Genomic DNA, 21971 nt, shown 5'->3' with positions numbered 1-21971 from the left:
CTTGTTATTCGCAGTAAGAGAAAAACCCCGCCAGCAATGGTGGGGTTTTTTTTCGCCTGGTGGTTTGTCTGCCCACGTATGCAGGCGTAAAAAAGGCAGCCTGTGCGCTGCCTTGGTCGCCTAACGTCGCCTAACTCCCTCGATAAGTCGAGTACGACCACGGCGACACCACCAGTGGCACGTGGTAGTTCTCATCCGTATGCGCGATGCCGAAGGCCAGGGTGACCAGGTCGATGAAGCGGGGCGAGGGCAATTCCACCCCCTGGGCGGCGAAATAGTCGCCTGCATTGAACACCAGCTCATACTGACCCGCTTTCATGCTGTCGCCTTCCAGCAAGGGCGTGCTGCAGCGGCCGTCGCTGTTCGTCATATCCATCTTCAATAACACCTTGCCTTCCGGCGCGACTGAAAACAGGGCTACCTTGACGCCGGCTCCCGGCCTGCCGTGGGCGATATCGAGTACATGCGTGCTGAGTTTTCCCATTTGCTATCCTGTATATAGGGTGAGTGAATGTGCCTATCGTGCAAATCATATACCGGTGACTGCGCCTGGCTATATGATTGGGCATATAGCCAACATTGTCCTCCTATAGGCGCGCCTCCGCATGAACAATTATGAACATTATCCACGCGACTTGATCGGCTATGGCCGCACGCCACCCCATCCGCAATGGCCGGGCAAGGCCCGCATCGCCCTGCAATTCGTCCTCAATTACGAGGAAGGGGCGGAAAACAGCGTGCTGCATGGCGATCCCGCTTCGGAAACGTTTCTATCGGAAATGATCGGTGCGGCCGCTTTTCCTGCGCGCCACCTGAGCATGGAGTCGATTTATGAATACGGCTCGCGTGCCGGATTATGGCGCCTGCTGCGCATGTTCGAGGAACGGCGCCTGCCGCTGACGGTGTTTGGCGTATCGATGGCCTTGAAGCGCAATCCGGAGGCGGTCGCCGCGTTCCAGCAACTGGGGCATGAAATCGCCTGTCATGGCTTGCGCTGGATTTCCTATCAAAACATGGACGAAGCGACGGAACGCGAGCATATGCGCGAAGCCGTGCAGATCATCCGCGAATTGACAGGTTCCGCCCCGCAAGGTTGGTACACGGGGCGCGATTCTCCGAATACGCGCAAACTGGTGGTCGAGCATGGCGGTTTTCGCTACGACGCCGATTATTACGGCGATGATCTGCCATTCTGGGAGAAAGTAGCGTACACGGATGCCGCCGGCATGCCGGCCGTGCAGCCGCAGTTGATCGTGCCCTACACCCTGGACACGAACGACATGCGCTTTGCCGCCATGCAGGGCTTTAACTCGGGCACACAGTTTTTTGATTATCTGAAGGATGCCTTCGATGTGCTGTATGCGGAAGGCGATCCGAACGGCTTGAACCAGCCGAAGATGCTGTCGGTGGGCTTGCATTGCCGCCTGGTAGGGCGTCCGGGACGGGCCGCAGCGCTGGCGCGCTTCCTCGACTATGTGCAGCGCCACGAGCAGGTGTGGATTACGCGCCGCATCGATATTGCCGAACACTGGCATGCGACGCATCCTTGCACTGTCTGATGGGTATTGATATTGGGTGATAAGTAAAATCAGTCTTTGCATATAGTTGTCCCCTATGCCGGTGTTAATCTCCTATACTGGGACTATACCGAGGCCAGCATGTCAGAACCGATCCGCTTTTATTATCGTGGTGCCGTACAGGAAGTACGCAACGCCGCCCCTACGCAGACTGTGTTGCAGCATCTGCGCGAGGATTTGCATTGCACGGGTACCAAGGAGGGCTGCGCCGAAGGCGATTGCGGCGCCTGCACCGTCGTCATCGGCAGCCTGGTGAATGGCCAGGTCGAGATGAAGGCCGTCAACGCCTGCATCCAGCTCACGCCCACCCTCGATGGCAAGGCCCTGTTTTCCGTGGAAGACTTGCAGCAACCCGATGGCGCCTTGCACCCGGTGCAGCAGGCGATGGTCGAATGCCATGGTTCCCAGTGCGGCTTTTGCACGCCCGGCTTTGTCATGTCGCTGTGGGGCATGTATCTAGCGAAAAACGGCGAGACGCCCACGCGCTGTGAAATCGACGACAACCTGTCTGGCAATCTGTGTCGCTGTACGGGTTACCGGCCCATCATCGACGCGGCCAGGCGCATGGGCGAGTTACCGCATGTGACATTTGACCGCGATGCCCTGGCGCAGCAATTGCAGGGGCTGCAGCGCGGCAGCGTGAGCACCTATGAACATGGCGGCCAATACTTCCACGCACCGCGCAGCATCGACGAACTGGTGGCGCTGCGCGGGGCAAAGCCGCAAGCCTGCCTGCTGGCCGGCTCCACCGATGTGGGCTTGTGGGTGACCAAGCAATTGCGCGACCTGGGCGACATTATTTATCTCGGTAACGTCGCTGCGCTGAAAACCATCGCCGTGGACGATGACAAGCTGCACATCGGCGCCGGCGCCAGCCTGAACGATGCCTATGCGGCGCTGTGCGAGTATTATCCGCAGGAATTGTCGGAATTGTGGCAGCGCTTTGCTTCCTTGCCGATCCGCAATGCGGGTACCCTGGGCGGCAATGTGGCCAATGGTTCGCCCATCGGTGACTCGATGCCGTGGCTGATTGCGCTGGGCAGCGAGATCGTGCTGCGCGGCCCCGTCGGCCAGCGGATCATGCCGCTGGAAAACTTCTATCTGGCTTACCAAAAGAAAGATCTGCAGCCAGGCGAATTCGTCGAAGCCGTGCGCGTGCCCATGCCGCGTGCCGATGTGCATTTCCGCACGTATAAGCTGGCCAAGCGCTTCGACCAGGATATTTCGGCCGTGTGCGCCGCGTTTGCCTTCCGTCTGGATGGTGATGTGATCGCCGATGCGCGTATCGCCTTTGGCGGCATGGCGGCCACGCCGCAACGGGCCGCGCAAACGGAGGCTTTTTTGCGCGGGCAGGCGTGGACGGAAGACAATCTCGTCATCGCCATGCGCTTGCTGGCCGACGATTACGCGCCCCTGTCGGACATGCGCGCCTCGACTACCTACCGCATGACGACGGCGCAAAATTTACTACGCCGATTCTGGCTGGAAACACGCTCCGGTGCGCCTTTGCAACGCACTGCCGTCAACGCCTACGCTTGCCGCGCCTGAAAGGACCAGCATGAACCATCCTGCCACGCCCGAATTGCAAGCGGCCGCCTGGGCTGCCGTGGGCAAGCCCAGCCCCCATGAATCGGCGCAATTGCATGTGCTGGGGCAAGCCACGTACACGGACGATATCGCCGAATTGCAGGGTACCTTGCACGCGGCACTGGGCCTGTCGCAAAAGCCGCATGCGCGCATCACGGCCATGGACTTGTCGACCGTGCGCGGTGCGAACGGTGTCGTCGCCGTCTACACGGCGCACGACATTCCCGGCACGAATGATTGTGGCCCCATCATCCATGACGATCCCATCCTGGCTGCGGAGCTGGTGCAATACGTGGGCCAGCCCATCTTCATCGTGGTGGCCGACACGCACGATCACGCGCGCCGCGCCGCGCGCCTGGCGCAGGTGTCGTACGAGGAATTGCCCGCGATCATGACGCCGCAGGCGGCCAAGGCGGCACAGTCGTATGTGCTGCCGCCGATGCAGCTGACGCGCGGCAACTACCAGGCCGCGTTCGAGGGCGCGCCGCACGTGGTCAAGGGCCAGCTGTATGTGGGCGGACAGGAACAGTTTTATCTGGAAGGGCAGATTTCCTACGCCATCCCGAAGGAAGCGCAGGGCATGCTGGTGCTGTGTTCTACCCAGCATCCGAGCGAGATGCAGCACGTGGTGGCGCATGCGCTGGGCGTGCATTCGCACAACATCACCGTCGAATGCCGGCGCATGGGCGGCGGTTTTGGCGGCAAGGAATCGCAGTCGGCCCTGTGGGCTGCGGCCGCATCGATTGCGGCGGCCAAGCTGAAGCGTCCCGTGAAACTGCGCGCCGACCGCGACGACGACATGCTGGTGACGGGCAAGCGCCACTGTTTTTATTATGAATACGCAGTCGGCTACGACGACGAAGGAAAAATCCTGGCCGCCAGGGTCGACATGACCACGCGCGCCGGTTACTCGGCCGACCTGTCCGGCCCCGTCGCCACGCGCGCCGTCTGCCACTTCGACAACACCTATTACCTGTCCGACGTGGATATCCGCGCCGCCTGCGGCAAGACGAATACGCAGTCGAACACGGCTTTCCGCGGCTTTGGCGGGCCGCAGGGCGCCATCGCCATCGAGTACGTGATCGATGAAATCGCCCGCCACTTGCAACGCGATGCGCTCGATATCCGCCTGCTCAATTTCTATGGCCGCAACGATGTGGAAGGACGTAATGTCACGCCGTATGGGCAAAAAATCGTCGATAACGTCATCCATGAACTCGTTGCCGAACTGGAAGAGAGCAGCGATTACCGCGCGCGCCGCCGTGCCATCGACGCCTACAACGAGGCCAGCCCTGTTTTGAAGAAGGGCCTCGCGTTTACGCCGCTGAAATTCGGCATCGCCTTCAACGTCACGCATCTGAACCAGGCTGGTGCGCTCGTGCACGTGTACGTGGATGGCTCCGTGCTGGTCAACCATGGCGGCACGGAAATGGGGCAGGGCATCAATACCAAGGTGATGCAGGTGGTGGCGCACGAGCTGGGGCTGGACCTGGAGCGCGTGCGGGCCACGGCCACCGATACCAGCAAGGTGGCGAACACGTCGGCCACGGCCGCCTCTACAGGTGCCGACCTGAACGGCAAGGCGGCGCAGGACGCGGCGCGCCAGATCCGTGAACGCCTGGCCGATTACGCGGTCAAACTGTATGGCGGCGACGTTGCTGCTGTGCGCTTCTTCGATAACCACGTCCATGTGAATGGCCATGTCGTCGCGTTTGCCGAGCTGGTGCAGAAGGCGTATCTGGCGCGCGTACAACTATGGTCGGACGGCTTTTATGCCACGCCTGGCCTGTCGTGGGATGCGAAGACGATGACGGGCCATCCATTTTCCTACTATGCGTATGGCGCGGCCGTGGCCGAAGTGGTGGTCGATACTTTGACGGGCGAATGGAAGTTGCTGCGCGCGGACGCCTTGTACGATGCGGGCCAGTCGCTCAATCCCGCGATTGATCTGGGTCAAGTGGAAGGCGCATTTATCCAGGGCATGGGCTGGCTGACGACGGAGCAGCTGTGGTGGAATGCGGCGGGCAAGCTGATGACGCACGCGCCGTCGACGTATAAAATTCCCGGCATTTCCGATTGCCCGGAAGATTTCCGTGTGAAACTGTTCCAGAACCGCAATGTGGAAGACAGCATTCACCGTTCCAAAGCCGTGGGCGAGCCGCCGCTGCTGTTGCCGTTTTCCGTGTTCTTTGCCATCCGCGACGCCATTTCCAGCGTGGGCAATCACGCCGCGCAACCACCGCTGAATGCCCCCGCCACCAGCGAGGAAATCCTCAAGGCGGTCATGGCCGTGCAAGCGGTTTGCGCTAGCGCATAGGAGCAGAGGATGAGCGACTGGCTGACAGCAATCGAGAATGACACGCAGGCATCCGTACTGGTGACGGTGGCCCTGGTGGAAGGTTCCGGACCGCGCGAGGCGGGCGCGAAGATGCGCGTCACGCTCGATGGCCAGGTGGATACCATCGGTGGCGGCCACCTGGAATTGCGCGCCGTGGAAATCGCCAAGACCATGCTGGCGACAACAGACACGCATGCGCGGCTCGAGCGTTTTGCGCTCGGTCCCAGCCTCGGGCAATGCTGCGGCGGCGTCGTCCACCTGGCTTTTGAATATGTCGATGCCGGCCTGAAAGCATTGCTGGCCGCCTTGCGCGAACGCCACCAGCAGGACAGTTGGCGTTTGACGGCGCTCGACGGTGAACCCGCCTCGGCGCTGTTCGATGCGGCCGGTCGCCTGATCGCCGGCACTGGCGAGCAGGTGCCCGATACGTTCGCGCGCGAACGCAGTACCCATGTCGCTCAGGATGGCAGGGGGCGGCGCTGGCTGGTCGACCCCAGCCTGGCGCCGCGCGCCCATCTGACCTTGTTCGGCGCCGGCCACGTGGGCGCCGCCATCGTGCGCGCGCTGGCCGATTTACCCTGCACTATCACCTGGGTCGATGAGCGCGAAGACATGTTTCCAGCGCAACTACCCGATAATGTGCGCATCGCCGCCACCGATACGCCCGAGGAATTCGTCGCCACGGCGCTGCCGGGCGGCAGTTTTCTCGTCATGACGCATAGCCATGCGCTCGATCAACGCTTGACGCAAGCCATCATGGAGCGCGAGGATGCGGGCTGGTTCGGCTTGATCGGTTCACACACGAAACGCAAGCAGTTCGAGCACCGCCTGCAGGCGCGCGGCGTGCCGGACGAGCGCATTGCCGCCATGGTGTGCCCGATCGGCATGCCAGGCATCCGCAACAAGGCCCCGGCCGTGATCGCCGCCTCCGTTGCCTGCCAATTACTCATGGTGTGGGAGGAAGCGGCCGCAGCCGCCCTGGCCGCACCGCTGCGGCTGGCCTCTGCCGGCGCGCCACCGCGCCGCGAACCACGCGCCGCCATTCACCCGATATAGAAAGAAGTCATGCCGATAGTTCCTGCCACATTGCAAGCTTACCGTGCCAGCTTGCTGCACTTCCACGCCGATCCCGCTTTCACCGACGAGGCGCATGCCTGGCATGTGGACGGCTTGCTGATCGTGGCCGACGGCAAGGTTGTGGCGGCCGGCGATTACGCGCAGCTGCAAGCGACTTTGCCGCCCGGCACGCAGATCGTCGATTATCGCGGCAAGCTGATCGTGCCCGGTTTTATCGACACGCATCTGCATTTCCCGCAGACGGAAATGATCGCCTCGCCCGCACCCGGTTTGCTGCCGTGGCTGGAGACGTATACCTTCCCCACCGAGCGCGCATTTGAAGACCCTGTGCATGCGCGCAATGTCGCCGAGTTTTTCCTCGATGAACTGCTGCGCTGCGGCACCACGACGGCCATGGTGTATGGCAGCGTGCATCCGCAATCGGTGGATGCCTTCTTCGGCGCCAGCGAGGCGCGCGGCTTGCGCATGGTGGCGGGCAAGGTCATGATGGATCGCAACTGTCCTGAATTCCTGCGCGATACGGCCGAGTCCGGCGCGCGCGAAAGCGAAGAGCTGATCCGGCGCTGGCACAAGCATGGCCGCTCACTGTATGCGATCACGCCCCGTTTCGTGCCCACCTCGACGAATGAACAGATGCACCTAGCGGGCGAGCTGGCGCGCGCCTATCCGGATACGTATCTGCAGACGCACGTGTCGGAAAACGCGGATGAGTGCCGCTGGGTGCGCGAACTGCATCCGCAGGCGCGCAGCTACCTCGATGTGTACGACCGGTACGGCATGCTGCGCCCGCGCGCCATGTTCGGCCACTGCATCTGGCTCGACGAGCGCGATCGCGCGCGCATGGCGGAGACGTCCTCGGCGGCCGCCATTTGTCCTACGTCAAACCTGTTCCTCGGTAGCGGCCTGTTCGATTTCGAGCGGGCCGATGCGGCGAAAGTGCTGCTGTCGCTGGCCACCGACGTGGGCGGCGGCACCTCGTTCTCGATGTTGCAAACCATGAACGAAGCCTATAAAGTAGCACGCTTGAAAGGCAGCTATCTGCCCGCCTTGCGCATGTTTTACCTGGCGACCCTGGGCGCCGCGCGCGCCATGCAGCTGGAAGGCACCCTGGGCAATTTCACGGCAGGCACGGAAGCGGATTTCATTGTGCTCGACAAGCAATCGACGCCGCTGCTCGAGCGCCGCACGGCCGGCTGTCTAAGCCTGGAGGAATTGCTGTTTGCCTTTGCGCTGCTGGGCGACGACCGCGCCGTGGCCGCCACCTATTCGGGCGGGCAATGCGTGCATGTGCGGGGGCAGGGCTGACCTACCCGTTGTTCCATACGAATTATCCTGAGCGAGAACGCGAATGCACAAGAAACTCACTGGCCTGGCGCTTGGCGCCGCGCTGGCATTGACCGGAACGGCGCAGGCCGCACCAACTTCCAACGAAGCGGCCACCGCGCGCCATTTTGCCGCCCTGCTTGCCGGCGCGCAGCCGAAGACAGCCGAGTTGAGCCTGTTCTTTTCCATGATGCCCAAGGGCGGTGATCTGCATCACCATTACTCGGGCGCCATTTACGCCGAGCAATTCCTCGACTGGGTCGACAAGGAAAACTATTGCGTCAACAAGACAACCTACCGCATCGAAAGCAACAAGGACGTCGTGGCGGCCGAGCGCGCCAAGCCGGCCGCGCAGCGTGAATGTCTGTCGTCCACGGAAGTGTTTGCCGACGCGGGCCTGTATGCGCAATTGCTGCAGCGCTGGTCGACCAAGGATTTCTACAACCATGGCGCCATCCAGACGCCGCCGGACCGCACCTTCTTCGATACCTTCGGCTATTTCGGCCCCGTGGCATCGACGAACACGGCCGATGGCTTGAAAACCCTGAAACAGCGCGCCATCGCGGAAAACCTCAGCTACATCGAGACGATTTTCGAACTGTCGCCGTTCGTGCAAAACGCGCAGTTCGACCAGCAGGTGCTGGCGCCGGGCTTGCCGCCGGCAGCGTTGCAAGCCGTGCTGGCCAACTGGACGCAGAGCCTCGAGCAGGATGCCGGCTTCCAGAAAAGCATCACCGCCTACAACGACAACGTCAACGCCAGCAGCGCCGGCATCGACGATGCGAACTTCACCATGCGTTACCAGGCGTATGTGCTGCGTTTCCTGTCGCCATCGCAAGTGTTCTCCTCGATGGTGGCCGCGTTCAAGGCAGCGAGCCTGAATCCGCTGCTGGTGGGCGTGAACATCGTGGGTCAGGAAAGCGTGAACGTGTCGATGCGCGATTACAGCCTGCACATGGAGATGTTCAAGTTCCTCAAGGCAAAGTATCCGAACGTCAAGATCGCCCTGCACGCGGGTGAACTGGCGCTGGGCATGGTGCCGCCGGAAGGCATGGCTTTCCATATCGCCGAAGCCGTCGACGTGGCAGGGGCCGACCGTATCGGTCACGGCATGGATATCGCGTACGAGCACAATGCGCTGGCAACCATGCAGAAAATGCGCGAACGTAACATTCCCGTGGAAGTGAACCTGACCAGCAACGATTACATTCTTGGTATCAAGGGCCAGGCGCATCCGATCACCCTGTACCGCAAGTATGGCGTGCCGTTCGTCATTTCCACCGATGACGCGGGCGTCTCGCGCAATACCCTGTCGAATGAATACGTGCTGTTTGCCAGCCAGTACAAGACCGATTATGCGGAAATCAAAAAGCTGTCCTACAACAGCCTGCGTTATTCGTTTTTGGCCGAAGCGGATAAGCAACGTTTGCTGAAAGCGCTCGATGCCCGCTTTACCCGTTTCGAAGCCTTGATCGCAAATAGTGACCGTAAGGCAACTGTTGTAAAACCGTAAAAGTATTTCACCTCTCCTGCCTGTCACGCGACCGCAACCGGCGGTCGCGTAACCTCCTGATCTTCATAGTTACAAATTCCTCTTTTTATCATTTTTGTTGTGCCTTTACGACACAAAATGACGCACTGATAGTGCTTTCTTGCAATTATTTTCTGAAACAATTTCCAAGCCTTGCCGCTCATCTATAATTTCGCCCCGATGAGGTGAGCTTGCTCGGTTGATACAAAAAATGCGGCTTCCAGCGGTGATTTATACTTTTTATATATAAATTATTAAAAAAAAACGTATTTGTCAGCCTACATACCTTAATGCATAGTTGGACGGCGAAGAGTTGAATAAGTCATTTTTGCTATCGCTTTTGTGACAATTCAGGATGTCTAGCGGCTCCTGTCACATTGCGGTCATATTCATGTAATGGTTTTGACATATTCGATCTTTATACTGCCGTGTCTAGTTGGATAGTTTCCGTGTTTCACCACAATATAAGCAAGTCAAAATCTTGTAAGTTATACACACTCTAGGGGGTTTAAATGCAGTTCATTCAACAACCAAAATTGCGACTAAGTATGATCGCGGTGGCATGCCAATTGGCTTGCTTCGGCATCTCTACTGCGCATGCGCAAACCGCTGGCGAAGCCGCAAAAGTGGTCATTACCGCTAAAAAAACCGGTATGGGCCTGATGGTGACGGAAGATGCGCCAAAAGCACGCAGCACGATTACGGCAGAAGAACTGGAAAAGCAGCGCCCTACGGGCAATGCATACGAAGCCCTGGAGATGTTGCCAGCTGTTAATAGCTACAACTACGATGCAACTGGCCTGTTCGGCGGCGGCCTGACACTGCGCGGCTTTAACTCCGACCAGATCGGCGCCACGATCAATGGCGTGCCGGTGAATGACTCCGGTAGTTTTGCCATCTACCCACAAGAATATGTCGACCAGGAAAATACCTGCTCGCAAACCGTCACCCAGGGTTCGACCGATGCCGATTCGCCACAAGTGGGCGCGACCGGCGGCAACTTTGGTATCAACACCTGCAATCCGGAAGACAAGCACCGCCTGCGCATGATGCAGACCTTCGGTCAACTGAACATGAAGAAAACCTTCGTGCGCGTTGACACCGGCCTGTTCTCGGACAAGCGCACCAAGATGTTCGTGTCCGCTTCGCATGCTGAAGCCGACAAATGGAAAGGCAAGGGCGGCGCCAAGCGCGACCATATCGATGCTGGCATCAACTACGACTGGGATCGTTTCAACTATATTCACGCCACCTTGCTGTACAACGAGGCGATGAACAACAACATCAATAACCTGACCTTGGCCGAAATCAACAAGAATGGTTATAATTTTGACTACGCCGATACATTCAAGGGCCATCTGAAGCCAGTAAAAGGCGTGGAACAAAAGGAAAGCACCCAGTCGCCGGCCTTCTACAAGCTGGGCATCAACCCGTTCAAGAACGCCATCGCATCGGCCACGGCCAAGTTCCGCCTGAACGAGAACCTGGACCTGAAAGTACTGCCATACATCTGGTACGGCTACGGTAACGGCGGTGTGCAACAGCGCGCCCAGTCGGAAAAAGCTTTCTATAGTGCAGCCACTGGCATGCGCAATGGCGCCGTGGACTTGAACGGCGACGGTGACACCCTCGACACCGTGCTGGTCGCCAACGCCAGCGTCACCAAGACCTTTCGTCCAGGCGTGACGGCGTCGCTGAACTGGTCGTCGGGTAACCACGAAGTGCTCGGTGGCTTCTGGTACGAGCGCGCGCGCCATCAGCAAACGGGCCCGATGCTGGCACTGAGCAATGATGGTATCTCGCAAGATCCTTGGCTGCAAAACGGCCAGATCCTGCGTCCGGATGGCACGCCAGCGCAAAGCCGTAACTGGATGTCGATTTCGACCGCCTATCAGTTCTTCCTGCAAGACACGATCAGCCTGAATGATGACAAGCTGAAGATCAATATCGGCGTGCGCAGCCCGAACGTGAAGCGTGACTTCACCAACTACGGCGACGAAAACAACAACGTCAAACCGTACAACCTGATCAAGAAATACAACACCCTGCTGCCGCAACTGGGTGCGCGCTACCGTATCACCAACGACGATCAACTGTTCATTTCGGTTGCCAAGAACGTCAAAGCACCACCTAACTTCGTGTTCGGCAACATCGGCACCAGCGTCAAAGTGGTCAATGGCGTCGCCAACTTTGTTGGTGATGTGAAACAAGAATCTTCGTGGAACACCGATATCGGCTATCGCCACCAGGATGACAAGTTCATCGCTTCGGTGACGGCATTCTTCGTCGACTTCAAGGATCGCCAGGCAACCACCTTCGATCCAATCACGCAGTCGAGCAGCTACACCAACGTGGGCCGCGTCAGCAACAAGGGCCTGGAATTCGAAATCGGCAATACGCCGATCAATGGCTGGGCAATGTACGGTTCGCTGGGTTTCAATAACAGCAAAATCAAGGACGACATGTTGTCCGCGACGAATGTGTACCTGCCGACTGCCGGCAAGGAAATGATCAACACGCCGAAGAAGAAAGCCGGCCTGTCGATCGAGTACCAGAATGGTTCGTTCTGGACCCGCGTGAAAGCGCGCGCCACCGGCCAGCAACAAGCATCGATGGTCAATGATGAAACGGCGCCAGGCTACACCACCTTCGGCATCGATGGCGGCTACACCTTTGCCAACTTCGGTTACATCAAGCGTCCCAAGCTGACGTTTAACCTGAGCAACATCACGGACAAGCAGTATCGCAATCCGTCCTCGACTACCGTCAAGAACACCCAGCCTATTCCTGGCGTGACGACGTCGGTTGATACCCAGCGTTACTACCTGGGCGCACCACGCTTCGTATCGGTCACCCTGTCGATCGATATCTAATCGACGCTGACGCGCAGCCTGCAGGCCAGGCTGCGCGCGATGTGTTGCAACGGGCCTCAGGGCCCGTTTTTCTTTTCTGCCGGCGTTGTGCAGCCGGACCTTGTTTAACCCGTTTGTGCAATGCCGTTATCCCGGCCATTGCGCTATGCTGCGAAGCCTATGAAAACACTGCCCCTATCCCTGATCGCGGTGGCAATCGCCGCCGCCATGTCCGGTTGCGCCATCCATCCCGTGGCGCCCGTCGATATCAACCTGGTTGCCTTGAACGATTTTCACGGCAACCTCGACCGCAGCAAATTTACCTACACGAGCGTCACCGATGCCGAGCGCAAGACGGTGCAGGCTGGCGGCATCGATACCTTGTCCGGCGCCTTGACGGCGTGGCGGCGCGAAGACGCGCAGCTGATTTTTGTCGGCAATGGCGACCTGGTCGGCGCCAGCCCCGCCATGTCGGCGCTGTGGGCGGACGAACCGAGCATCGTCGCCATGAACATGCTGGGCATGAAGGCCAGTTCCGTCGGCAACCACGAATTTGACCAGGGCAAGGCGGAATTGCTGCGCCAGCAGCGCGGCGGCTGCGACTCCTCGCGCGCCGACAAGGCGTGCAAGTTCACGCCCGACTTCAAGGGCGCCAGCTACACCTATATGGCGGCCAATGTCATCGATACGCAGACGGGCAAGTCCCTGCTGCCGGCCTACCGCATCGAAGAGGCGCATGGCGTCAAGGTGGGCCTGATCGGCGCCGTGCTGAAAGATACGCCGTCCGTGGTGACGGCCGCCGGCATTGCCGGCCTGCAGTTTGGCGATGAGGCGGACGCCATCAACGCCACCTTGCCGCAACTGCGCGCGCAAGGCGTGGGCGTGTTCGTCGTGCTGCTGCACCAGGGCGGCGAGACGAAGGAAGCCGTCGACCAGCCCGATTGCAGCCATTTGAAGGGCGAAGTGGTCGACGTGGTGAAGCGCCTCGACCCGGCCATTCAACTGGTCATCAGCGGCCATTCGCACCAGGGTTATCTGTGCCGTGTCGATGGCCGCCTCGTGACGCAGGCGCAGATGGGCGGACACATGTTGACGCGCATCAAGCTCAAGGTCGATCCCGTCAAGAATGCCGTTGTCGATGCCAGCGCGCAAAACGTCGTCATGTTGCCAGGCAGGTATGAGCCGGACCCGGCCGTGGCAGCCTACCTGGAATCGGTCAAGCAGCGCAGCGCGGCCGAATTGTCGCGTCCCGTGGCCAGCATCGCCGTGCCGAACGTGGGCCGCAGCACCAAGGGCGGCGGCGCTTCCCCGCTGGGCGACCTGGTGGCCGACAGCACCCTGTTCGGTGCACGCGCTTTTGGTGCGCAAATCGGCCTGATGAACAATGGCGGCATCCGCAAGGACCTGGAAGCGGGCGCCGACCTGATGACGAACGTGGGCCAGAATCAGGCCGTGGTGCCGTTCGGCAATACCCTGATCGTCGTGAGTCTTTCCGGCGCGCAAATCCGTACCTTGCTCGAGCAGCAGTGGCCGGGTGCCGAAGCTGAGGAGAGCAATCTGCTGCAGGTATCGGACGGCTTCAGCTATCGCTGGGACAGCACGCGGCCACAGGGCCAGCGCGTGCTGCCGGGCAGCATCATGCTCAATGGCATTGCTCTTGAAGACAATCAACAATACCGAGTCGCCGCCAACAGTTTCCTGGCCGGCGGCGGCGACCGCTTCACCGTGCTGGCGGCTGGCACGCGCCGCCTGGACACGGGCGTGCGCGACATCGACGCCTTCAGCAATTACCTGATCGCCCGCGCGCGCGCCGGCAAGCCGGCTGGCAGCGCCACGGCGGCCGGGCGCATCGTGCGCGTCAAATAATCTTTACAAGGAAAAACCATGCGTCGTATATTTGTTTCCGCGCTTCTCTCCAGTCTGTTCGCAGGCACGGCCCACGCGGATTTCACCATTCCCGGCTTTGAACTCGTCCATACCTCGCCCGTGGAAACGAGCTTGACGAATCCCGACCTGCGCGAGCCCGTCGCCGTGTGGCGCGAACTGTTCGATTCGGCAAAAAAAGAGATCGTCATCGCCCAGTTCTATGCCGTCAGCAAGCCGGGCACGGCTTTTGAAAAGGTGCTGGCCAGCCTGACGGCCGCCGGCCAGCGCGGCGTGAAAATCCGCTTCCTGCTGGACCAGAAGGGTGTGGGCCTGTCGGAAGCGGCGACCATTGCCCGGATCAAGGCCATTCCCAACCTGGACTTGCGCCTCATCGATTTCAATAAAATCACGGGCAATGGCATCGTGCATGCGAAATACCTGGCCGTCGATGGCCAAGTGGCGTACATCGGCAGCCAGAATTTCGACTGGCGCTCGTTCGAGCACATCCATGAAACGGGCTTGAGAATCACGGAGCCCGCCATGGTGAGCCAGGTGCAAGCCATCTTCGAGCAGGATTGGCAAGCCCAGGCATTGACGTCGCAAGGCAGCCGCGCCACGGTGCTCAACAGCAAGGTGGTGCCGGCCAACTACGCGCAAAACGCCTTCCTGCTGGCCAGCCCGAATGCGTACAACCCGGCCGGCGTGGGCGACTCGGAAACGGGCTTGCCCGCCTTGCTGGCGGAAGCGAAAAGCGAAGTGCGCATCCAGCTGCTCGATTACGCACCGCTGTCCTACGGCCCGAACCGTACGCGGCCATACTACGCCGTGATCGACAATGCCGTGCGCACAGCCGCCCAGCGCGGCGTCAAGATCAAGCTGATGGTGTCCGCCTGGAACACGGAAGCGCCCGCCATCGCCTATCTGAAAAGCCTGGCCCTGGTGCCGAACGTGGACATCCGCATCGTGACGATTCCCACGGCGTCGACCGGTTTCATTCCGTTTGCACGCGTGATTCACAGCAAGACCATGAGCATCGACGGCAAGCTGGCCTGGGTCGGCACGAGCAACTGGGCGGGCGGCTATTTCGACTTGTCGCGCAACCTGGAAGTGGTGCTGCGCAACGAACAGATGGCGCAGCGCATCGCGGCCTTGCATGAGCAGACGTGGAGCTCGGCGTATGCGCAGCCCATCGACATCAACAAGCAGTATCCGAAACCGGCCAAGGCCGCGCCGCAAGGCAAGGAGTAATGGTGAACATGAAAAAATTGCTTTGCGTGCTGGCGCTGGGCGCTGCTTTCGCTTCCGGTAATGTGCTGGCGTGGGGCAATGACGGCCACCGCGCCGTGGGCGCCATCGCCGATCAATTGCTCAAGGGTAGCGCGGCGCAGGCGCAGGTAGCCAAGTTGCTGTTGCCCGGCGAAAGCCTGGAAAAGATCGCCAACTGGCCCGATTGCGTGAAGGGCACGTATTGCGGCCCGCAATCTCCGGAAATGCTGACGTATGTGGCGGCCAACCCCAAGCATGGCGAATACCATTACACGAATGTGCCATTCCAGAACGCGCATTACCATGACCATGGCGTGGGCACGGCCGACGACGATATCGTGCAGACGCTCAAACAGGCGATCCTGGTATTGCAAGGCAAGGCTGATGCGACCAGCAATCCGCACGGCTTCAGCCAGCGCGAAGCCTTGATTTTGATCACGCACCTGGTGGGCGATATCCACCAGCCTTTGCATGTGGGCAATGCGTTTCTTGGCAAGGATGGCCAGTTCTTCGTGCCCGCCACGCAGGCGCAGATCGATGACGTCGCCATTTTCAATGCGCGCGGCGGCAACGACTTGCTGCTCGACGATGCGAAGATGACGGCGCTGTCGGATGCCGTGATTCCCGCGCCGCTACCCGCCGAGGATGGCGCGGCCAAGCCTGCCAGCGCGTATCCGAAGTCGCCCAACAAGCCCCTGCATTCGTATTGGGACACGACCGTGGTCGACTACGCCATGCGCCGCCTGAGCACGCGCACGCCGCAGCAGTTCGCCCGCATCGTGATCGCCAGCCAGCCACAAGTGAGCGGCAATAGCGGCGACCCTGCCACCTGGCCGTATCAGTGGGCCGATGCGTCGCTGGCGGCGTCAAAGATTGCATTCACGGACGTGGTGGCCGGCCCCGCCACGCAGCAGACCAGCCGCAAGGGCGAGGTCTACAATGTGTGGGCCTTGACGGTGCCGGACGATTATCCGGTGCCCAGCTCGGCGCTGGCCAAGCAGCAGCTGATCGAGGCGGGTTATCGGCTGGCCGCCGTGTTGCAATCGATTTGGCCGCAATAGCGATGCCATTTGAAAGCGGCCTGCGGGCCGCTTTTTTCATGCCAGGGTGACGGCAATTCCCATCTCGCGGTAGGGGGCGACCAAGGTGTCGTCCACGTCGCGGTGCACGATGATATCGTTGACCTGGCTCAAGGGCACGATCTGGAACGGTGAGGCCGTATTGAATTTTTCCGGCGAGGCCAGCACGATGGTGCGGCTTGACGCCTCGCTCAGCGCGCGTTTCACGCACGCTTCTTCATGGTTTCCGGTGGTGATGCCCGCTTGCGGATGCAGGCTGGACACGCCCATGAAATACAGGTCGGCGCGGATGCGGCCGATCGCTTCCACGGTCGCCGCGCCGACCCCCACGATCGAGTGTTTGTACAGGCGCCCGCCCAGCATCAGCACTTCGATCGATGGGTGATTCACCAGTTCGACGGCTATCGACGGGCTGTGCGTGACGACAGTGGCGCGCAATTCGCGCGGCAGCTGGCGCGCCAGCTGCACGGCGGTCGTGCCGCCATCGATGAACACCACTTGTCCCGTCTGTATCATGGCGCCCGCCGCGCGGCCGATGGCGGGCTTGGCTTCGGGGGAGATCTGTTCGCGCCCGGCAAACGGCGCCAGCGCGGGGGAACGGGGCAGCAAGGGCAGGGCGCCGCCGTGCACGCGCTCCAATAAGCCCTCTTTCGCTAGTTCGCGCAGGTCGCGGCGTATCGTGTCTTCCGACAAGCCCAGGCTATCGCTGACGGCCCTGGCGACGATCTGTCCTTCGCGCTGGAGCAGGTCCAGCAGGTATTGTTTGCGTTGGTGTGAAAGCATGATTTTTCTTGAGGTTTCTTGTATTTTCTTGATATTGCACGAGTTTGCATGATAAAGTCGATCCACGCAAGCACAAGGAGACACGATGCGCGAAGAAAATACCAAACAGGAACGGGTCCGTATTCAGCAGGTACAAACACTGTCGCACGACTGGTATCTATTGCAAAAGACCACCTTCGATTACCTGCGCCGCGATGGCCGGTGGCAGACGCAGACGCGGGAAACCTATGACCGCGGCGATGGCGCCACCATCCTGCTCTACAACAAAATGAAACGCACGGTGATCCTGATCCGCCAGTTCCGCTTTCCCACCTACCGGGAAGGCCACGATGGTTTCCTCATCGAGGCGGCGGCCGGCTTGCTGGAAGAGGCCAGCGCGGAGCAGCGCATCCGTGCCGAAGTGGAAGAGGAAACCGGTTACCGGGTGGGGCAGGTGCAGAAGATATTCCAGGCTTTCATGAGCCCCGGTTCCGTGACGGAGCGCCTGCATTTCTTTGTCGGCGAATACGAGCCGGCCAGCCGCATCGGCGACGGCGGCGGCCTGGCGCATGAGGGCGAGGATATCGAAGTGCTGGAGTTGCCGCTGACTCAAGCGCTGCGGATGGTGGCCGATGGGCGCATCTGCGACGGCAAGACCATCATGCTGCTGCAGCATGCGCAGTTGCAGCTGATGCCAGTGAATCAGGGCATGCAGATCCTCGTTGCCGGCCCCTACCGCTCCGGCACGGGCGACGATCCCGCCCTGATGGCGGCGAATGTGGCGGCCATGCAAGTCGTCTGCCTGCCGCTGTATGCCAAGGGACACATGCCCGTGCTCGGTGAATGGCTGGCCTTGCCCATGCTGGCGCTGGCCGGTTCCACCCGGGTGGGTGATGCCGTGTATGAGCAACTGTTCCATGCGCATGCGACGCGCCTGCTCAGTCACTGCGATGCCGTGCTGAGGATAGGCGGTGCGTCTGGCGGAGCGGACCAGATGGTGGATGTAGCGCGCAGCCTGGGTTTGCCCGTGTATTGTTCGCTGGATGAGATTCCACAGGCGTAAAAAAAGCGAAGCCCGCGGGCTTCGCTTTTTTGCATCAAGTCAAAATCAGACTTAACGGGACTTTACAAATGGAATGCCGATTGCTTTCGGTGCGATGGATTTCGCCATCAAGCCCGCCAGCACGATCACGGTGACGACGTAGGGCACCATCTGGATCAGCGAGCCGGGGATGCGGCCCACGACCGGCAAGTTCACGCCTTCAATCTGGATCTGGATGGCGGCGAAGAAGCCGAACATCAAACAGCCGAGGAAAGTGTAGACGGGGCGCCAGTTGCCGAACACCATGGCCGTCAGGGCCAGATAGCCGGCGCCGGCCGACATGTCGCGCAGGAAGAAGCCGCTTTGCACGATGGCCAGATACGCACCCGAGAACGAGCACAGGATACCGGCCACCAGCATGGCCAGGTAGCGCGTCGCTTCCACGCTCACGCCAGCCGAGTCGGCCGCATGCGGGTTTTCGCCGCAGGCGCGCAGGCGCAGGCCGAAGCGCGTGTGGTACAGCAGCCAGTGCACGAGCGGGATCAGCAGGAATGCCACGTAGACGAGGATGGAATGGCCGCCGATCAGGTGGGCATACACCCAGCCGATGAAGGGGATGTGTTCCACGTACTGCGTGCCCGGCAAGACCACGTCGAACAGCCGCGCCGAACCGAGGTCGGGCGTGCGGCCGCCTTGCTGGAAGAAGAACTGCGCCAGCACGAACGTCAAGCCGCTCATGGCGATGTTGATCGCCATGCCGGCCACCAGCTGGTTGCCCTTTTGCGTGATGCTGACATATGCCTGCAGCAAGGCCAGGGCGACGCACACGAGCATGCCGGCAGCCATGCCGTAATACGGGTTTTGCGTCGTGTAGGCCACGGCGGCGGAAGCGAAGGCGCTGGCCAGGATCTTGCCTTCCAGGCCGATGTCGATCATGCCGCTGCGTTCGGCAAACAGGCCGGCCATGGCGGCAAAGATCAGGACGGGCGCATTGCGCACGGTCGATACCAGGATGCTGGCGAATTGAAAGTCGTCGAGTGTCATGGTGTTAGCCTTTGGTGCGCTTGAGCAGGGCGGAAATGGCCGGTGCGTAGAAGTTTTCCATGGCGCCGCAGAACAGGATGATCAAGCCCTGGATGAAAATGAAGGTTTCCGTCGGGATATTCGGTTTTTCCAGCGACAGATCGAAGCCGCCCTGGATCAGCGCGCCGAACAGCACGGCCGACAGGAAGATGCCGACCGGATGCTGGCGGCCCATCAGGGCGATGGCGATGCCGATGAAGCCGGCGCCGCCGACGAAATTGAGCGACAGGTAGTGCGTCGACCCCATGATGGAATTGACGGAACCCAAGCCCGCCAGCGCGCCGGAGATCAGCATGACGATGATGATCATCTTGCTGATCGACACGCCCGCATAGTGGGCCGCATGTTTGTTGAGGCCCGTGGCGCGCAGCTTGAAACCCCAGGACGAGCGCCAGACCATCACGCCGTAGATCACCAGCGCGGCAATCGCCAAGAGGAAACTGATATTGAGCGGCGTGTCGCCCAGCGACGGAAACCAGGTGGAGAGGCGCGGCATTTCGCCGCTTTCCGCGAACACGCGGCTGGCCGTGTTCTGCTCGCCCGGCGGAATCAGGTATTTCACGATCACGAAGTTCATCAGGCTGGCGGCGATGAAGTTGAACATGATGGTGGTGACGACGATATGGCTGCCGCGCTTTGCTTGCAGGTAGCCTGGCAGGAAGCCCCACAGGGCGCCGAACAGGGCCGCGCCGATCATGGCCGCGGGAATCAACAGCCAGGCGGGCAGGGTCTGGTCGAAGGCCAGCATGGCCACCGTCAAGCCCAGGCCGCCGATATACATCTGGCCTTCGGACCCGATATTGAACAGGCCGGCCTGCATCGCCACGGAGACCGACAGGCCCGTGAAGATGAAGGTACTGGCGTAGAACAGGGTGTAGCTCAAGCCTTCCGGATTGAGGATGGCGCTGTTGACGAGGATACCCAGCGATTCGGCCGGGTCTTCGCCCAGCATATAGATCACCAGGGCGGCGACCAGCAAGGCCGACAGCAGGTTTAACATGGGCATGACAAAGGCTGTCGCCCAGCGTGGCAAGTCGTTATTCATGATTTATGCATTCCCCCCATCAACAGACCGATGCGGGTGGTATCGAATTCTTCAATTTTCAGTTCGCCGGTGATGCGTCCGCCGCACATGACGAGGATACGGTCGGCCAGCGCCCGCACTTCTTCCAGTTCGACGGACACCAGCAGGATCGCCACGCCCGCGTCGCGCAGGGCCAGCAATTGCGTGTGGATGCTTTCGATGGTGCCGATGTCGACGCCGCGCGTGGGCTGGCCCACCAGCATCAATTTCGGCTTGGCCAGCACTTCGCGCGCGATCACCACCTTTTGCTGGTTACCGCCCGACAGCAAGCCGATGCGCAGGTCCGGGTTGGCCGGGCGCACATCGAAAGTCTTCAGCAGTTCCGCGCAGCGGGCGCCGATGGCCTTGAAGTTGAACAGGCCCCAGCGGTTTTTCAGGTGATCCTGGTAGCCGAGGATGGTGTTTTGCATGACGGAGAAATTCTTCACCACGCCATCGCGCAAGCGGTCTTCCGGAATGTGGGCAATGCCCAGGTCGCGGAAGGCCAGCGGCAAGCCGTCGGCATCGTGGCGCTTGGCAAACGGCAAGTCCTTGTCGAGAAAACGCAGCTTGCCCGAGGTGGGCAAGCGCATGCCGGACAGGATTTCCAGCAGTTCGCTTTGGCCATTGCCGGAGACGCCCGCGATGGCGACGATTTCGCCGGCGCGCAAGTTGAAACCGATGTCGGCCAGCAGTTTGACTTGCTGTGCGTCGGCCAGTTGCAGACCGTCTACTTCCAGCACCGTGGCGCCCGGATTGTAGGGCGCGCGCGGCAAGTGGCTCTGGATGGGGCGGCCCACCATCATATTGGCCAGTTCCTCTTTCGAGGTGGTCGCAGTGGCAACGGCGCCCACCACCGTGCCGCCGCGCATGACGGTGACGTTGTCGGTGATTTCCAGGATCTCTTGCAGCTTGTGCGTGATCAGGATGATGGTCTTGCCTTGCTCCTTGAACAGGCGCAGGATTTCAAACAGCGAGGCCGTTTCCTGGGCCGTCAGCACGGCCGTCGGCTCGTCGAGGATCAGGATATTGGCGCTGCGGTAAATCTGCTTGAGGATTTCCACGCGCTGCTGCGCGCCGACGGACAGGTCTTCGATCTTTGCCAGCGGGTCGACGTCGAGGCGGTAGCGCGTGCAAATGTCGCGCAACTTCGCTTCCGCTTCCGTGCGGTGGCTGGCCAGGCGAAAGCCGCCTTCCGTGCCCAGCATGATATTGTCGAGGACGGTGAAGTTCTCGACCAGCATGAAGTGCTGGTGCACCATGCCGATGCCGAGATTGATCGCTTCCTGGCTGTTGCGGATAGGCTGTACTTTCCCGTCGAGCAAGATTTCTCCGCCGTCGGCACGGTAATACCCGTACAGGATGCTCATCAAGGTCGATTTGCCGGCGCCATTTTCCCCCACCAGGCCATGGATACTGCCCTTGGCGATGGAGAAGCTGACGTCGGCGTTCGCCTTCACATGTCCAAACTGCTTGGAAATGCTGCGAAATTCTACTGCTGGCTGCATAGGTTCATAACTGGATA

At 60.5% G+C, this 21971-nt stretch carries 16 protein-coding genes; 11 read left to right on the top strand and 5 right to left on the bottom strand.

Translation table 11 applies throughout. The annotated features are described in order from the left end of the window. Positions 1 to 130 precede the first annotated feature (130 nt). Entirely contained in the window at positions 131 to 484 is a 354-nt protein-coding gene (uraH, locus tag AC54AF_RS10185) for a hydroxyisourate hydrolase (protein WP_035824942.1), read from the bottom strand. Positions 485 to 605: 121 nt separating this feature from the next. On the opposite strand from uraH, the gene puuE reads away from it, so the two are divergent. From puuE to AC54AF_RS10135, 10 genes are all read left to right on the top strand, one after another. Beyond that, positions 606 to 1559, top strand: a complete 954-nt coding sequence (gene puuE, locus AC54AF_RS10180) for an allantoinase PuuE (RefSeq protein WP_496636448.1) — start codon at positions 606 to 608, stop codon at positions 1557 to 1559. 99 nt (positions 1560 to 1658) lie between these two features. Beyond that, positions 1659 to 3125 (top strand): xanthine dehydrogenase small subunit, encoded by a 1467-nt coding sequence (xdhA, locus tag AC54AF_RS10175; protein ID WP_496636447.1) that lies wholly within the window; start codon positions 1659 to 1661, stop codon positions 3123 to 3125. Positions 3126 to 3135: 10 nt separating this feature from the next. Beyond that, positions 3136 to 5481 (top strand): xanthine dehydrogenase molybdopterin binding subunit, encoded by a 2346-nt coding sequence (xdhB, locus tag AC54AF_RS10170; RefSeq protein WP_496636446.1) that lies wholly within the window; start codon positions 3136 to 3138, stop codon positions 5479 to 5481. Positions 5482 to 5490: 9 nt separating this feature from the next. Beyond that, positions 5491 to 6558, top strand: a complete 1068-nt coding sequence (xdhC, locus tag AC54AF_RS10165) for a xanthine dehydrogenase accessory protein XdhC (RefSeq protein ID WP_496636445.1) — start codon at positions 5491 to 5493, stop codon at positions 6556 to 6558. A gap of 9 nt (positions 6559 to 6567) precedes the next feature. After that, positions 6568 to 7884 (top strand): guanine deaminase, encoded by a 1317-nt coding sequence (gene guaD / locus AC54AF_RS10160; protein WP_496636444.1) that lies wholly within the window; start codon positions 6568 to 6570, stop codon positions 7882 to 7884. A 43-nt stretch (positions 7885 to 7927) separates the two neighbouring features. Next, positions 7928 to 9415: an adenosine deaminase family protein gene (locus AC54AF_RS10155; RefSeq protein WP_496636443.1), complete on the top strand. Its 1488-nt coding sequence runs from the start codon at positions 7928 to 7930 to the stop codon at positions 9413 to 9415. Positions 9416 to 10086: 671 nt separating this feature from the next. Next, on the top strand, positions 10087 to 12306 hold the full coding sequence (locus AC54AF_RS10150; protein ID WP_496636442.1) for a TonB-dependent receptor: 2220 nt from the start codon (positions 10087 to 10089) through the stop codon (positions 12304 to 12306). 159 nt (positions 12307 to 12465) lie between these two features. Beyond that, complete coding sequence (locus AC54AF_RS10145) at positions 12466 to 14151, top strand: bifunctional metallophosphatase/5'-nucleotidase (RefSeq protein WP_496636441.1); 1686 nt, start codon at positions 12466 to 12468, stop codon at positions 14149 to 14151. An 18-nt stretch (positions 14152 to 14169) separates the two neighbouring features. Beyond that, a complete protein-coding gene (locus tag AC54AF_RS10140; RefSeq protein ID WP_496636440.1) occupies positions 14170 to 15399 on the top strand; it encodes a phospholipase D-like domain-containing protein in 1230 nt (409 codons plus the stop codon). 8 nt (positions 15400 to 15407) lie between these two features. Continuing rightward, positions 15408 to 16478, top strand: coding sequence for a S1/P1 nuclease (locus AC54AF_RS10135; RefSeq protein ID WP_496636439.1), 1071 nt, complete (start codon positions 15408 to 15410; stop codon positions 16476 to 16478). Between the two features lie 36 nt (positions 16479 to 16514). Here AC54AF_RS10135 and AC54AF_RS10130 read toward each other — a convergent pair whose 3' ends face one another. After that, positions 16515 to 17279, bottom strand: a complete 765-nt coding sequence (locus tag AC54AF_RS10130; RefSeq protein WP_496636438.1) for a DeoR/GlpR family DNA-binding transcription regulator — start codon at positions 17277 to 17279, stop codon at positions 16515 to 16517. Positions 17280 to 17364: 85 nt separating this feature from the next. On the opposite strand from AC54AF_RS10130, the gene AC54AF_RS10125 reads away from it, so the two are divergent. Continuing rightward, positions 17365 to 18321 carry an NUDIX domain-containing protein gene (locus AC54AF_RS10125; protein ID WP_496636437.1) on the top strand — a complete coding sequence of 319 codons (957 nt, stop codon included), beginning with the start codon at positions 17365 to 17367 and terminating at the stop codon, positions 18319 to 18321. A gap of 51 nt (positions 18322 to 18372) precedes the next feature. On the opposite strand, the gene AC54AF_RS10120 is transcribed toward AC54AF_RS10125, so the two are convergent. Genes AC54AF_RS10120 through AC54AF_RS10110 form a run of 3 tightly spaced genes read right to left on the bottom strand, consistent with a single transcriptional unit; the run spans position 18373 to position 21954 of the window. Beyond that, on the bottom strand, positions 18373 to 19344 hold the full coding sequence (locus AC54AF_RS10120) for an ABC transporter permease (RefSeq protein WP_496636436.1): 972 nt from the start codon (positions 19342 to 19344) through the stop codon (positions 18373 to 18375). 4 nt (positions 19345 to 19348) lie between these two features. Next, positions 19349 to 20428 (bottom strand): ABC transporter permease subunit, encoded by a 1080-nt coding sequence (locus AC54AF_RS10115; RefSeq protein WP_131688623.1) that lies wholly within the window; start codon positions 20426 to 20428, stop codon positions 19349 to 19351. After that, positions 20425 to 21954: an ABC transporter ATP-binding protein gene (locus AC54AF_RS10110; protein ID WP_496636435.1), complete on the bottom strand. Its 1530-nt coding sequence runs from the start codon at positions 21952 to 21954 to the stop codon at positions 20425 to 20427. Before AC54AF_RS10110 ends, AC54AF_RS10115 begins: the two co-directional genes overlap by 4 nt. Positions 21955 to 21971 lie beyond the last annotated feature (17 nt).

It is taken from the genome of Janthinobacterium sp. JF4, assembly GCF_059617925.1.
This window is presented reverse-complemented; position numbering and strand designations above follow the sequence as displayed.